The sequence below is a fragment of the Chenggangzhangella methanolivorans genome (assembly GCF_019797865.1).
Taxonomy (GTDB): Bacteria; Pseudomonadota; Alphaproteobacteria; order Rhizobiales; family Methylopilaceae; genus Methylopila; species Methylopila methanolivorans.
On the sequence record NZ_CP081869.1, the window covers coordinates 4,949,610 to 4,963,726 of the forward strand.

The window sequence follows — 14,117 nt, forward strand, 5'->3', positions numbered from 1 at the left end:
TTGCGTCCGATCAGGGCGGAGAGGGCGTCGGCGGCGTCCGCCGCGCCGGCGCTGTCGACGGCTTCGCCGGAAGGAAGCGCTTCGCCGAGAAAAGCTCCGCCAGTTCGGCCGCCTTGGCGATCTGCTTGGCCGCGTCGGGCGGGGCCGCAAAATTCGTCGACATCGACGACCAGCCGAACCGTCGCCCGATCGAGCCGCGGCGGGCTTTGTCGAGCAGGCCATGCAGTCGCCGGTCGGCGTCCGGCAGCGCTTCCGCGACGAGCTCCGCCACGGTTTTCCGGCGTTTCGCGCCGCGCGAAGGTTGCGTGCAGCTTCTCGATGATCGCGGACACGAGGCGGTTCCCCGATGCGGCAGGACGGCAAGGGGTATCGGCGCACGGAGCGGTTGTCGACTTCGGACGGAGGGGGGAGCGCGCGATCGCTATCGCTCGCGTGTCTTGGATCGCGCCCTCGGTCACCCGATCGCGCGCCTCGAGACGCCGTCTTTTGGACGGCTCCTCAGCATGAGGGAGGTGGTGTATGCCATCGGCGACCATCCTCATGCTGAGGGGGCTTCCCCGCAGGAGGCCGTCTCGAAGCGCGCAGTCTGTTTCCGCACGTTCGCGGGGAGTGAAGAATGATCGGCCGCCTGAACCATGTCGCGATCGCGGTGCCGGACCTCGCGGCGGCGACCGCCGTCTACCGCGACACCCTCGGCGCGACCGTCACGCCCGCGACCGAGCAGCCCGAGCACGGCGTCACGGTCGTGTTCATCGAGCTGCCCAACACCAAGATCGAGCTGCTGGAGCCGCTCGGCGAAAAGTCGCCGATCCAGGCCTTCCTCGACCGCTCCCCGGCCGGCGGCATCCATCACGTCTGCTACGAGGTCGACGACATCATCGTCGCGCGCGACAAGCTAAAGTCTGAAGGCGCACGCGTGCTCGGCGACGGCGAGCCCAAGATCGGCGCGCACGGCAAGCCCGTGCTGTTCCTTCACCCCAAGGACATGCTCGGCACGCTGGTCGAGCTCGAGCAGGCGTGATCTTTTCGGCGATCAGCTGGGCCGCGGTCTATTTCGTCATCTGGTGGACGACGCTGTTCGCCGTGCTGCCCTTCGGCGTCCGCAGCCAGATCGAGGAGGGCGAGGTCACGCCCGGCAGCGAGGGCGCGGCTCCCGCTCGACCGCGGCTGCTGCGCATCTTCGGGCTGACGACCCTGGTCGCGAGCGCCGCCTTCGCGGTCCTGTTCGTGCTGCTGACGCAGCATCTCGTCTCGCTGGACTCGATCCCGTTCCTGCCGCGCTTCGATCCGGTTCGCTGAGCGCTTCGGGTCAGCGCTTTTCCAGGAAGGCGACGGCCTTCCCGTCGGCCCTTGGCTTGACCGGAAAACCTGTGGTCGTCGCAGACCTCGACGCGCAAGGCGGCTGATCCGGTCAAGCCGGGCCAAGACGCTGGTGGTTCAGGATTGGTCGAGTGGGGCGTTAAGCCCCTCTAAATCGGAATCGGGGGCAAAAAAAAGCAAGGCCGGAGCCCTGCTTTCTTGAAGGTCATCTTGTGTCCATTTCGATCCGGGCCGCGAGCGGTGCGGGACTTCGGCTCCGGTTCGCGCGGCGACGGCCAACGGCGCGCCGCGATGGACATCCTCCCAAGACTTGGACCGCGGTTTAGTCGACGAGGCAACGTCGTCGACCGGCCCTTTGTTATGTGACGACCTTAACGGCTAGTTTTCTGCTTGTCACCACTTTGTGCATGGGCGCCAAAAATTGAGGCGCCGATAAACCGCCTCATTTTGGAGGCGCCGCGTTCCACGCACGCTCTTGTGTTTTGAACCTGCATCGGGTTTCGTCGCGCGCCTCGCCGCCCCAACCGCCGGCCCGCGGCGGCCCAGATCACACCGGAACCTGCCCGAATGCGCCTCAGCCGCTTCTTCCTGCCGATTCTTCGCGAAGCGCCCAAAGAGGCCGAGATCGTCAGCCACCGGCTGATGCTGCGCGCCGGCATGATCCGGCAGGAGGCCGCCGGCATCTACGCCTGGCTGCCGCTTGGTCTGCGGGTGCTCAACAAGATCTGCGACGTGGTGCGCGAGGAGCAGAACAGGGCGGGGGCGATCGAGCTTCTGATGCCCACGATCCAGCTTGCGGACCTCTGGCGCGAGAGCGGCCGCTACGACGCCTACGGCAAGGAGATGCTGCGCATCAAGGACCGGCACGAGCGCGAGATGCTGTTCGGCCCGACCAACGAGGAGATGATCACCGAGATCTTCCGCGCGGGCGTGCGCTCCTACAAGGATCTGCCGAAGAACCTCTACCACATCCAGTGGAAGTTCCGGGACGAGGTGCGACCCCGCTTCGGCGTGATGCGCTCGCGCGAGTTCCTGATGAAGGACGCCTACAGTTTCGACCTCGACGCCGACAGCGCGCGCGTCTCCTACAACCGCATGGTGGTGGCGTATCTGCGAACCTTCGCCCGACTCGGCATGAAGGCGATCCCGATGCGCGCCGACACCGGCCCGATCGGCGGCGACCTTTCCCACGAGTTCATCATCCTGGCCAAGACCGGCGAAAGCGCCGTGTTCTGCCACAAGGATTTCCTGGACTTCGAGACGCCGGCCGAGGACGTCGATTTTCAGGATCCCGCGGCGTTGCAGGCGATCGTGGACAAGTGGACGAGCCTCTACGCGGCGACCGAGGAGATGCACGACGAGGCCGCCTTCGCGGCCGTGCCCGAAGAGGCGCGCGTTTCGGCGCGCGGCATCGAGGTCGGGCACATCTTCTATTTCGGCACGAAATACTCCGAGCCCATGAAGGCCGTGGTGGCGGGCCCCGACGGCGCCATGGCGCCGGTGCATATGGGATCCTACGGCATCGGGCCCTCTCGCCTCGCCGCGGCGATCATCGAGGCGAGCCATGACGAGGCCGGCATCATCTGGCCGGACGCCGTCGCGCCCTTCCGCGTCGGCCTCGTGAACCTGCGCCCCGGACGCGGCCTGCGACGCCGTCTGCGAAGATCTCTACGCCAAGCTCCAGACCGCCGGCGTCGATGTGCTCTACGACGACACCGACGAGCGCCCGGGCTCGAAATTCGCCACCACGGACCTGATCGGCCTGCCGTGGCGTCTTGTCGTCGGGCCCAAGGGACTGAAGGACGGCGTCGTCGAGCTCAAGCGGCGAGGCGAGGGCGAGGCCCAGACGCTGAGCCCCGAGGCGGCTTTGAACGCGATCGTGGGCTGAGGCGGCAGGCGCCGCTTTTCCTTCGTCATGCCCGTCGGCAGCCGGGCATCCGCGACTTTCTAGAGGCGTCGAGCGCTGGAACGACGTCTTGGAGACCCGCACGACGGCGCGAGCATGACGGTTCACGCGCATGTTATTAAATCCATTAATTTAATAGATTGTGTTTGGGCCGCACTCTGTCACGGTCTCGTTCGGTAAACCGAACGGGGCCACAGACGGTCATGAGCTTCATCAAATCCTTCGCCGCCGCCGGCGCGGCGCTTCTCGTTTCGGCGGGCACCGCCTTCGCGCAGGCCGGGCCGCTCGTCACCGCCGACTGGGTGGCGGACAATCTCAAGAACCCGAAGGTCAAGGTCTTCGAGGTCAGCGTCGACCCGGGCGTCTATGAGCGCGGCCATGTGCCGGGCGCGACCAACATCCGCTGGCACTCCGAGCTCGTCGATCCCATCAAGCGCGACATCGCGAGCCGCGAGAACCTGCAGAAGCTGCTGTCGAGCGCCGGCGTCGACAAGGACACGACGATCGTTCTCTACGGCGACAACAACAACTGGTTCGCAGCCTGGGGAGCCTGGGTGCTCGAGGCTTACGGGCTCGGCGACCGGGTCAAGCTGCTCGACGGCGGCCGCAAGGTCTGGGAGGCCAAGGGCTTGCCGCTCGACACCGGAACGCCCGAAGCCGCCAAGGGCTCAGTCGAGCTGACGCAGGTCAACGCAAAGGTCCGCGCGCGCCTCGGCGACGTGCTCAAGGTCGCCGAGGGCGACACGGGCTCGGTGCTGCTCGACATTCGCTCGCCCGACGAGTTCTCCGGCAAGATCTTCGCGCCGGAAGGCTCCAAGGAGCTGTCGATCCGCGCCGGCCATGTTCCGGGCGCCAAGAACGTGCCGTGGTCGAAGGCGGTGAACGCCGACGGCACGCTGAAGTCGAAGGATGAGCTCAAGAAGCTCTATGCCGACGCCGGCGTCGACGGATCCAAGCCCACGATCGTCTACTGCCGCATCGGCGAGCGCTCCAGCCACACTTGGTTCGTGCTGGCCAAGGTGCTGGGCTACGAGGTGAAGAACTACGACGGCTCCTGGACCGAATACGGCAATTCGGTCGGCGTGCCGGTCGCCAACCTCACCGGCACCGTATGGCAGGGCAAGTGAGGCGGGGCCTCCGTCCTTTTCCCTGATTGCGACCGCCGCGGTCGCCATTCCCCTCTCCCCTTGCGGGAGAGGGTTAGGGCGAGGGGGAACCTCCGACCTCTCCTTCGAGGGCGCCGCCCGCGCCCCTCATCCGGCCGCCGCCTCTTCCCTTGTCCCGCAAAGGGAGAAGGGAAGAGGCGCCTTCGCCTCGGAATTTCGAAAGCCGACTGCCTTTGACGACAGCGCCAGCGCCCTTGCCATCGCCAAAACCCCTCGCGGCCGCTTCGGCCGCGTTCGTCGTTCTGGTGATCCTCGTCTCCGCCTACCTCCTCGGCCAGGCACCCGGGACCGGCGGACGCCAGTCCTTTGCGCTGCTCGCGGGCGCGGCCTTCGGGATCGCGCTCCAGCGCGGCCGGTTCTGCTTCCTCTGCAATCTCCGCGACCTGACCCGCGAGGGCGATCCGCGCGGCGCGCTCGCGATCCTCGTGGCGCTTGGGTTCGGCGCGATCGGCTATGCGGCGGTGTTCGGCGCCTGGCTGCCGAACCCCTTTGGCGGGCGCCTGCCGCCGACCGCCCATATTGGCCCCGTGGGTCCCGCGCTCGCGGTCGCGGCGTTCGTCTTCGGCGTCGGCATGGCGATCTCGGGCTCGTGCCTCTCGGCCCATCTCTACCGGCTGGGGGAGGGGTCCCCGACCTCGCCCTTCGCGCTTGTCGGCGCGCTTGGCGGCTTCGCGCTCGGCTTCTCCACCTGGAACGCGATCTACGTCGCGGCGATCGCCGAGGCGCCGGCGGTCTGGCTCCCGGCGAGCCTCGGCTATCCGGGCGCGCTGCTGCTGACGCTCGCGGCGCTCCTTGCGCTTGCCGTGCTGGCGCTCCGCCTTGGGCGCGCCATTCCGTCCGAACCCGCGACCCCGCTGACGGCGAAGGGGCTCGCTGCGGCGGTGTTCAATAAGCGCTGGCCGTTTCTGCCGGCCGGCCTCGCCGTGGGGGCGATCGCGACGCTCTACTATCTCCGCGTCGCTCCGCTCGGCGTCACCGCCGAACTCGGCAGTCTCGCCCGCACCGCCGCCGCCTCCGCCGGCGCGCTCCCGACGACGCTCCACGGTCTCGACGGACTGCGCGGCTGCGCGACGGCGGTGAAGGAGACGCTTCTGTCCGACAACGGACTGTTCGTCGTCGGTCTGGTGGCGGCCAGCTTCTCGGCCGCGCTCGTCTCGGGGCGTTTCCGGCCCGCATTGCCGACCTCCGGCCAGGCGGCCCGCGGCCTCATCGGCGGCGTGCTGATGGGCTGGGGCGCGATGACGGGCCTCGGCTGCACCGTCGGCGTGCTGCTTTCTGGCGTCCATGCGGGCGCGCTGTCGGGCTGGATCTTCCTCGTCGCCTGCGTCGCCGGCGCGCTGACGGCCGATCGCGTAACGGCGCTTCTGGCCGCCGCCGGGCGTCCGCGCGCGGTCTGAGCGCTGGCGCGGCGCCCCGCCGCCGTCCACAATCTCCCGCACGGCTGGCGTCGCCGACGATTCGCGAAGGCCGCGGCCTCCTTGGTTCCGTCGCATTTCCAAGGCTTAGAGGCCGTCACGGCCTCACCGGGCGCCTGCGCGGCCAGCGCCCCTTCACCAACCCGCGGTCTTCCGTTCGATGTCCAACACTGACGCGACCGACCACGAGCCGCAGGGCACCAAGCCCTTCGCGGCCTTCGAGTGGATGATCGCCGGCCGCTACCTGCGCGCCCGCCGCAAGGAAGGCTTCATCTCGGTCATCGCCGGCTTCTCCTTCGTGGGGATCATGCTGGGCGTCGCGACCCTCATCATCGTCATGGCGGTGATGAACGGGTTCCGGACCGAACTCATCAACAAGATTCTCGGAGTGAACGGCCACGTCGTGGTTCAGCCGCTCGACGGGCCGCTGACCGACTACGCAGAGGTGGCCGACCGCCTCGCCAAGGTCGAGGGCGTGAAGTTCACCATCCCGCTCGTCGAAGGCCAGGCGCTCGCCTCCTCGCCCGCGGCCTCCAACGGCGTGCTGGTGCGCGGCCTGCGCGGCCAGGATCTCGGCAAGCTTCAGCTCGTCTCGCGCACCATCAAGGAAGGCAGCCTCGAGGGCTTCGACGACGGCGGCGGCGTGCTGATCGGCCGACGCCTCGCCGACCAGCTCGGCGTGCGCGCCGGCGACACGATCTCGCTCGTCTCCCCGCGCGGAGCCGTGACGCCGATGGGCGTCACCCCGCGCATCAAGGGCTACCAGGTGCAGGCGATCTTCGAGATCGGCATGTCGGAATATGACGGCGCCTTCGTGTTCCTGCCCTTCGCCGAGGCGCAGGCCTATTTCAACCGCGAGGGCGACGCCTCCTCGATCGAGATCTATCTCGAGCATCCAGACCGCGTCGACGAGGTGAAGCCCAAGCTTCACGCCGCGGCCGGGCGCCAGATCTATCTTCTGGACTGGCGCGACCGGAACAAGACGTTCTTCTCCGCGCTCGAGGTCGAGCGGAACGTCATGTTCCTCATCCTCACCCTCATCGTTCTGGTGGCGGCGCTCAAATCATCTCGGGCCTCATCATGCTGGTGAAGGACAAGGGCCGCGACATCGCGATCCTGCGCACCATGGGCGCGACGAGCGGCTCGGTGATGCGCATCTTCCTGATCACCGGCGCGTCGATCGGGGTCGTGGGCACGCTCGCGGGCTTCGCGCTCGGCATGATCGTGCTGGAACGTCGAGTCGATCCGCGCCTTCCTCGCGTATCTCACGGGCACCGAGCTGTTCTCGCCGAGGTCTACTTCCTCTCCAAGCTCCCGGCCGATCCCAACGCCCGCGAGACCGCCTCGGTGGTGCTGATGGCGCTGTTCCTCTCGGTCTTCGCCACGCTCTACCCGTCCTGGCGAGCCGCCAGGCTCGATCCTGTCGAGGCGCTGCGCTACGAATGACCGACGCGTCCCACCCCATGGATCCGGCCGCCGAAGAGCCTGTGCTGCGGCTCGAGAACGTCGTGCGACGCTACGTGCAGGGCGAGGCGTCGCTCGAGGTGCTGAACGGCGCCTCGGCCTCGATCGCGGCCGGCGAGGTGGTGGCGCTGATCGCGCCGTCGGGCACCGGCAAATCGACCCTGCTGCATGTCGCGGGGCTGCTCGAGAAGCCCGACGGAGGCGAGGTCTATATCGAGGGCCGCCCGACCGCCACGCTCGACGACGCCGCCCGCACCGCGATGCGGCGCAACCAGGTGGGCTTCGTCTATCAGTTCCATCACCTGCTGCCCGAGTTCACCGCGCTCGAGAACGTCACGCTGCCGCAGGTCATCCGAGGCCTGAAGGAGAAGGAGGGCGCGAGCGCGCGGCCGACCTCCTGGCCTATCTCGGCCTGGGCGCGCGGCTGACGCATCGGCCGGCCGAGCTTTCAGGCGGCGAACAGCAGCGCGTCGCGATCGCCCGCGCGGTCGCCAACGCCCCGCGGCTGCTGCTCGCCGACGAGCCGACCGGCAATCTCGACCCGACGACCTCGGCCTATGTGTTCAAGACGCTGACCTCGCTCGCCCGCGCGTCCGGGCTCGCGGCCATCGTCGCGACCCACAATCTCGACCTCGCCGCCACGCTCGACCGCCGCATCACGCTGCGCGACGGGCTTGTGGTCGACGTCTAAGAGGCCGGCGTCCGGCCTTCGTTCACCTTTCGCTAACCGCGATTCCCGTCGTCCCGGCGGCACCTCGCGGCTCGGCCCGGCGACGCTTGACTCGCGACCGCAGATGGGAACAGATAAGGAACATAAAGGATCCAAGAGGAGATCAAGATGTTCGTCGATCAAGTCAAGTCCTTCGCGTTCGGCTGCCTCGAGCTCTGCTCGGTCGCGGCGTTCATCGGCGCGCTCGCGCTGTGGGCGGACGTGCTGGCGGCGGTCTGACGCGGCCATTTGTTGTGGGCGCGCGCCCCTGAAGCGTCGGCTCGGGGCCGCGCCTCCGCTAGAGTGGGGACCGACTGAACGGAGGATCGGGATTTGGACGCGACCGCCGGCCTGAAGACCGACCCGGGCTTCGTGCATCTCAACGTGCGCTCGTCCTACTCGCTGCTCGAAGGCGCGCTGACGGTCGCGCGGATCGCCGCTCTCGCCAAGGCCGACCACCAGCCCGCGATCGCGCTCGTCGACGACAATCTGTTCGGCGCGCTCGAATTCTCCGAGAAGCTGTCCGGCGGCGGCGTGCAGCCGATCGTCGGCCTCACGCTCAGCGTCGATTTCAAGGACCGCGAGCAGCGCTCCGGTCGGCCGATGAAGGAGGAGCGCGCGCCCGCGATCGTGCTGCTCTCGCGCTCGGCGGCCGGCTACAGCAACCTGATGGCGCTTTCGAGCCGCGCCTTCCTGGACGGGGAGGGCGACGCCGCGCCCCATGTGTCCGTCGACCTGCTCGAGGCCCATCGCGAGGGACTGATCGCGCTCACCGGCGGACCCGAGGGGCCGATCGACCGGGCGCTCGCCGAAGGCGCGGACGACGTCGCGGCGGCTCGGCTCAATCGGCTCGCCGCGATCTATGGCGACGCGCTCTATGTCGAGATCCAGCGCCATGATCTGGCGGGCGAGAAGGCGGTCGAGGGCGGCCTGCTCAACCTCGCTTATGGCGCGGGCCTGCCGATCGTGGCGACCAACGGCGCGCGCTTCGGCGAGAAAGCCGACCACGAATCCCACGACGCGCTGATCTGCCTCGCGGAGGGCCGCGTGCTCGCCGAGACCGAGCGCCGCCAGATGTCGGCCGAGCACTTTTTGAAGTCGCGCGCCGAGATGAAGGCCCTGTTCTCCGACCTCCCCGAGGCGCTCGAAAACACGGTCGAGATCGCGCGGCGCTGCGCGCATCGACCGCGCACGCAGAAGCCGATTCTGCCGCGCTTCACCGCCGGCGAGGACGAGGCGGCGGAGCTTCGCGCACAGGCGGTGGCGGGTCTGAAGGCGCGGCTCGAGGCGCATGGCGTCGCGCCGGGGCTCGACCGCGAGACCTACGAGTCGCGGCTCGACTTCGAACTGGGCGTCATCGAGCGGATGAAGTTCCCGGGCTACTTCCTGATCGTCTCGGACTTCATCAAGTGGGCGAAGGCGCAGGACATTCCGGTCGGCCCGGGCCGCGGCTCGGGCGCGGGATCGCTCGTCGCCTGGTCGCTCACGATCACCGACCTCGACCCGTTGCGTTTCGGCCTGCTGTTCGAGCGCTTCCTCAATCCCGAACGCGTGTCGATGCCCGACTTCGACATCGACTTCTGCCAGGACCGCCGCGAAGAGGTGATCCGCTACGTGCAGGATCGCTACGGACACGACCGCGTCGCGCAGATCATCACCTTCGGCACCCTGCAGGCGCGCGGCGTGATGCGCGACGTCGGTCGCGTGCTCGAAATGCCCTACGGGCAGGTGGACAAGCTCTGCAAGCTGGTGCCGCAGAACCCGGCCAACCCCGTGACGCTGAAGCAGGCGGTCACGGACGAGCCGAAGCTCGCCGAGGCGCGCGAACAGGATCCGACCGTCGGGCGGATGCTCGACATCGCGCTGAAGCTCGAGGGGCTCTACCGACACGCCTCCACCCACGCGGCCGGCATCGTGATCGGCGACCGTCCGCTTTCGGAGCTCGTGCCGCTCTACCGCGACCCGCGCTCCGACATGCCCGTGACCCAGTTCAACATGAAATGGGTGGAGCCTGCGGGCCTGGTGAAATTCGACTTTCTCGGCCTGAAGACGCTGACGACGCTCACCACCGCGGTCGCGCTGCTGAAGCGCCGCGGGATCGAGATCGACCTCGGCAAGATCCCGATCGACGACGCCGCCGCCTACCAGATGCTCTCGCGCGGCGAGACGGTCGGCGTGTTCCAGCTCGAAAGCGCCGGAATGCGGCGCGCGCTCGCCGACATGAAGCCCGACCGCTTCGAGGACATCATCGCGCTGGTCGCGCTCTACCGCCCGGGCCCGATGGCCAACATCCCGACCTATTGCGCGCGCAAGCACGGGCAGGAGAAGCCCGAATATCCACACCCCAAGCTCGAGCCGATCCTCGGCGAGACGTTCGGGGTCATCATCTATCAGGAACAGGTGATGCAGACGGCGCAGTCGCTCGCGGGCTACACGCTCGGCGAGGCCGACATGCTGCGCCGCGCGATGGGCAAGAAGATCCGCGCCGAGATGGACGCCCAGCGCGAGCGCTTCGTCACGGGTTGCGTGGCGGGCGGCATCGGCAAGGCCGACGCCTCGACGATCTTCGACCTGCTGGCGAAGTTCGCCGACTACGGCTTCAACAAGAGCCACGCGGCCGCCTACGCGCTCGTCGCCTACCAGACCGCCTATCTGAAGGCCAACTACCCGGTCGAGTTCATGGCCGCCTCCATGACGCTCGACATGGGCTCGACCGACAAGCTGGCGGAGTTCCGCCAGGAGGCGGTGCGCCTCGGCATCACGGTGCGCCCGCCCGACGTCAACCGCTCCGACGTCGCCTTCGACGTCGAGAACGGCGAGATCCTCTATGCGCTCGCGGCGCTCAAAGGCGTCGGCGCCTCCGCCGTCGAGGGGCTGGTCGCCGAGCGGCGCGCGCGCGGCTTTTCCGACCTCAACGATTTCGCGCGGCGGCTCGACGTGAAGGCGTTGCCCAAGCGCGGGCTCGAAAGCCTCGTCCAGGCCGGCGCGCTCGATCCGCTGATGCCGGACCGCGCCTCGGCCTTCGCTTGCGTCGAGACGGTGATGGCGACCGCGGCCCGCACCAAGGGTGGGGAGGCGCTCGGCCAGTCGGATTTCTTCGGCGCGGCCGACGAGCCGATCCGGCCGCAGCCGCACGAGGCCTGGACCGCGGGCGAGAGGCTGAAGCGCGAATACGAGGCCGTGGGCTTCTTTCTCTCGGGCCACCCGCTCGACGACTACGCCGGCCTGCTCGACCGGCTGCGGGTCAAGCGCTACGCCGAATTCGTCGCGGCCGTGAAGCAGGGCGCGACCGCCGGGCGCCTCGCCGCGACCGTCCTGTCGCGCCAGGAGCGCAAGACCAAGACCGGCAACCGCATGGGCATCGTCACCCTGTCGGACCCGACCGGCCACTACGAGGCGGTGATCTTCTCCGAAGGCCTCGCGCTCCACCGCGACCTGCTGGAGCCCAACACGCCCGTCATCGTCACCGTCAACGCCGCGCTCGAGGGCGACGAGGTCCGCATCCGTCTCGAAGGGGTCGAGCCGCTCGACCGCGCCGCCGAGCGCCAGCAGAAGTCGGTGCGCGTGTTCCTGCGCGGTCCCGAGCCCTACGAGGCGCTCCAGAAGCGGCTCGAGCAGGGCGACGGCGAGGTCTCGCTCGTGATGCTGCTCGAGGCCGGCACGGAGGTCGAGATCCGGCTGCCGGGCCGCTATCGCGTCTCGCCGCAGGTCGCGGGCGCGCTCAAGACGGTGCCGGGCGTGGTGGCGGTCGAGGCCGCCTGACGGGGGAGGGCGGTCGGTCAGGGAGCCCCTTCGGCGGCGTCCGAAAGACGGCGCTTGCCGTTGCCGGACATGCCTGTGAACAGGCGTGGCGGCCGCAGCGGCCGCTTCAGGCCGGATCCGACGCTCCGCGCCCTTGCCTTTTTCCCTCCGTTCCGCCTATAAGCCGCGCCATTCCACACGCGGGAATTGACGGCGAGAACCAAGCCGTTCCGGATCGGGGTCCAGCCCATGGGCTCCGTCGAACCCCCGCGGAGGCGAAAACCGGAGAACTGACGAATGGCTTCCCCTGACTTCACGATGCGCCAGCTCCTCGAGGCCGGCGTGCACTTCGGCCATCAGGCCCACCGCTGGAACCCGAAGATGGGCCCGTACATCTTCGGCGTCCGCAACAACATCCACATCATCGACCTCGCCCAGACCGTGCCGCTGCTCGCCCGCGCGCTGCAGGCGGTGTCGGACGTCGTCGCCGGCGGCGGCCGCGTCCTCATCGTCGGCACCAAGCGCCAGGCCGCCGACGTCGTGGCCGACTCGGCCCGTCGTTCGGCCCAGTATTTCGTGAACTCCCGCTGGCTCGGCGGCATGCTGACCAACTGGAAGACGATCTCCGGCTCGATCCAGCGCCTGCGCAAACTCGAAGAGATGCTCGGCGGCGAAGCCCACGGCTTCACCAAGAAGGAGCGCCTCACCCTGTCGCGCGAGCGCGACAAGCTCGAGAAGACGCTCGGCGGCATCAAGGACATGGGCGGCCTGCCGAACCTCATCTTCGTGATCGACACCAACAAGGAGCAGATCGCCGTCCAGGAGGCCCGCCGTCTCGGGATCCCGGTCGCCGCGATCCTCGACACCAATTCCGATCCCGAAGGCATCACCTATCCGATCCCGGGCAACGACGACGCCGGCCGCGCGCTCGCGCTCTATGGCGACCTGATCGCCCGCGCCGCGCTTGACGGCATCGGCCGCGGCCAGGGCGACTCGGGCGTCGACCTCGGCGCTCAGGAGGCTCCGGTGATCGAGCCCGTGCTCGCCGACGAGGCCGAGGCCGCGGTGGTCGCGACCTCCGACGCGCCGGTCGAGACCGTCGAGGAGAGCTTCGAGCTCATCGCCGCTCCGCGTGGCGCTCCGGACGATCTGTCGAAGCTCTCGGGCGTCGGCCCGCAGCTCGAGCAGAAGCTCAACGAGTACGGCATCTACCACTACTGGCAGATCGCCGCGATGAGCCCGGTCGACGTCTCCAAGGCCGACGGCGACATGAAGCTCAACGGCCGTTTCGAGCGAGGGCTGGGTCGCCCAGGCGCGCGAGCAGCTCGCCAGCCTCGCGGCCTGACGGTTTTTCGTCCGTCCGTCACGTTAGCGACGGACGTTTGATGTTCATTTCCGTCGCCCGGACGTCGTTCCGGGCGACGACGTATGTTTGCTGAGGATCGATATGGCCAACATCACCGCCGCCATGGTGAAGGAGCTTCGCGAAGCTACCGGCGCCGGCATGATGGACTGCAAAAGAACGCGCTGCTGAACGGTCGAGGGCGACATCGAGGCCGCGGTCGACTGGCTTCGCAAGAAGGGTCTGGCCAAGGCCGCCAAGAAGGCCGGCCGCACGGCCGCCGAAGGCCTCGTGGCGCTCGCCGGCGACGGAGCCAAGGCGGTCGCCGTCGAGGTGAACTCCGAGACCGATTTCGTGGCCCGCAACCCCGAGTTCCAGGAGATGGTCACCTCGATCGCGACCGTCGCGCTCGGCGTCGGCGAGGACGTCGAGGCGATTCTCGCCGCGTCCTATCCGGGCGGCGGCACGGTCGCCGAGAAGGTCCAGGCGACGATCGGCAAGATCGGCGAGAACATGACGCTTCGTCGCGCGGCCGCGCTTTCGGTGTCGAGCGGCGTCATCGGCACCTATGTCCACGGCCAGGTCGCGCCGAACCTCGGCAAGATCGCGGTTCTGGTCGCGCTCGAGTCCGAGGGCAAGACGGAGCCGCTGGCCGCGCTCGGCCGTCAGGTCGCGATGCATGTCGCAGCCACCAACCCGGCCGGCCTTGACGCCGGCTCGATCGATCCCGCCGTGGTCGAGCGCGAGAAGACCGTGCTCGCCGACAAGGCGCGCGAGGGCGGCAAGCCCGAGGCCGTGATCGCGAAGATCGTGGAGAGCGGCATCAAGAGCTTCTACAAGGAGGCCACCCTCCTCGAGCAGCCCTTCGTGCACGACACCTCGAAGACCGTCGCGCAGGCGGTGAAGGCGGCCGAGGCCGAGGTCGGCGCGCCGATCAAGGTGACGGGCTTCGTCCGTCTCGCGCTCGGCGAGGGCGTCGAGAAGGAAGAGACCGACTTCGCCGCCGAGGTCGCGGCCGCGTCGGGCGTGAAGGGGTGACGGCGGAGGACTCTCG

General features: G+C 68.6%; 8 protein-coding genes and 4 pseudogenes. 11 read left to right on the forward strand and 1 reads right to left on the reverse strand.

Annotation, left to right across the window (positions count from 1 at the left end; all coding sequences use genetic code 11):
* Positions 1-10: 10 nt before the first annotated feature.
* A complete protein-coding gene (locus tag K6K41_RS26120) occupies positions 11-271 on the reverse strand; it encodes a hypothetical protein (RefSeq protein WP_261402956.1) in 261 nt (86 codons plus the stop codon).
* Positions 272-616: 345 nt separating this feature from the next.
* Here K6K41_RS26120 and mce point away from each other — a divergent pair, with 345 nt between their 5' ends.
* From mce to tsf, 11 genes and pseudogenes are all read left to right on the forward strand, one after another.
* Entirely contained in the window at positions 617-1,021 is a 405-nt protein-coding gene (gene mce / locus K6K41_RS26125) for a methylmalonyl-CoA epimerase (protein WP_261402957.1), read from the forward strand.
* Positions 1,018-1,299 carry a DUF1467 family protein gene (locus tag K6K41_RS26130; RefSeq protein WP_261402958.1) on the forward strand — a complete coding sequence of 94 codons (282 nt, stop codon included), beginning with the start codon at positions 1,018-1,020 and terminating at the stop codon, positions 1,297-1,299. Before mce ends, K6K41_RS26130 begins: the two co-directional genes overlap by 4 nt.
* A gap of 588 nt (positions 1,300-1,887) precedes the next feature.
* Positions 1,888-3,208, forward strand: a pseudogene (gene proS / locus K6K41_RS26135) (proline--tRNA ligase).
* A gap of 221 nt (positions 3,209-3,429) precedes the next feature.
* A complete protein-coding gene (locus tag K6K41_RS26140) occupies positions 3,430-4,353 on the forward strand; it encodes a sulfurtransferase (protein ID WP_261402959.1) in 924 nt (307 codons plus the stop codon).
* A 284-nt stretch (positions 4,354-4,637) separates the two neighbouring features.
* Positions 4,638-5,789: a YeeE/YedE family protein gene (locus K6K41_RS26145; RefSeq protein ID WP_261402960.1), complete on the forward strand. Its 1,152-nt coding sequence runs from the start codon at positions 4,638-4,640 to the stop codon at positions 5,787-5,789.
* 178 nt (positions 5,790-5,967) lie between these two features.
* Positions 5,968-6,897, forward strand: coding sequence for an ABC transporter permease (locus K6K41_RS26150; RefSeq protein ID WP_261402961.1), 930 nt, complete (start codon positions 5,968-5,970; stop codon positions 6,895-6,897).
* Complete coding sequence (locus K6K41_RS26155; protein ID WP_261402962.1) at positions 6,888-7,253, forward strand: FtsX-like permease family protein; 366 nt, start codon at positions 6,888-6,890, stop codon at positions 7,251-7,253. The genes K6K41_RS26150 and K6K41_RS26155 overlap by 10 nt, the downstream gene beginning before the upstream one ends.
* Positions 7,250-7,962: pseudogene (locus K6K41_RS26160) on the forward strand (ABC transporter ATP-binding protein). The gene K6K41_RS26155 and the pseudogene K6K41_RS26160 overlap by 4 nt, the downstream one beginning before the upstream one ends.
* A 351-nt stretch (positions 7,963-8,313) precedes the next feature.
* A complete protein-coding gene (gene dnaE / locus K6K41_RS26165) occupies positions 8,314-11,742 on the forward strand; it encodes a DNA polymerase III subunit alpha (RefSeq protein WP_261402963.1) in 3,429 nt (1,142 codons plus the stop codon).
* A gap of 276 nt (positions 11,743-12,018) precedes the next feature.
* Positions 12,019-13,066 (forward strand): annotated as a pseudogene (locus tag K6K41_RS26170) (30S ribosomal protein S2).
* Positions 13,067-13,168: 102 nt separating this feature from the next.
* A pseudogene (gene tsf, locus K6K41_RS26175) lies at positions 13,169-14,101 on the forward strand (translation elongation factor Ts).
* Positions 14,102-14,117 lie beyond the last annotated feature (16 nt).

Excerpts from the sequence above, each read along its gene's own strand:
- mce (WP_261402957.1), top strand. The coding sequence starts at position 617 with ATGATCGGCCGCCTGAACCATGTCGCGATCGCGGTGCCGGACCTCGCG.
- K6K41_RS26140 (WP_261402959.1), top strand. The coding sequence starts at position 3,430 with ATGAGCTTCATCAAATCCTTCGCCGCCGCCGGCGCGGCGCTTCTCGTT.
- K6K41_RS26150 (WP_261402961.1), top strand. The coding sequence starts at position 5,968 with ATGTCCAACACTGACGCGACCGACCACGAGCCGCAGGGCACCAAGCCC.
- K6K41_RS26155 (WP_261402962.1), top strand. The coding sequence starts at position 6,888 with ATGCTGGTGAAGGACAAGGGCCGCGACATCGCGATCCTGCGCACCATG.